Source organism: Lysinibacillus sp. GbtcB16 (assembly GCF_019091145.1).
In the GTDB taxonomy this organism is placed as follows: Bacteria; Bacillota; Bacilli; order Bacillales_A; family Planococcaceae; genus Lysinibacillus; species Lysinibacillus fusiformis.
The window spans coordinates 1-234 of record NZ_JAGXJV010000898.1; the positions used below are offsets into that span (position 1 = coordinate 1).

Below are 234 nucleotides of genomic sequence, written 5' to 3' on the forward strand. Positions count from 1 at the left end.
GTAAACCATTTGTCCCCGAGCCATGTATCCAAGAGCCAAGAGGGAGTTTGCATCGGTCGGTAAAAAATTCCCTTCGAATGAACGATTTGAGAGGATAGCGTAGTTCCCGTGTACCCATACTCCGGCTTATTGTACAAAGGAATGCTGCCGGTTACATCCAAATATTCATCCTTGGGCACCAGCCAGCCAATCTCCGGCAAATCGATTTGTACCCATTGTTCGCCGAGCCAGCTT

At 48.7% G+C, this 234-nt stretch carries 1 pseudogene; it reads right to left on the reverse strand.

What is annotated here, in order from left to right:
• Positions 1-234 (reverse strand): annotated as a pseudogene (locus KVT27_RS26240) (hypothetical protein); the annotation flags it as partial.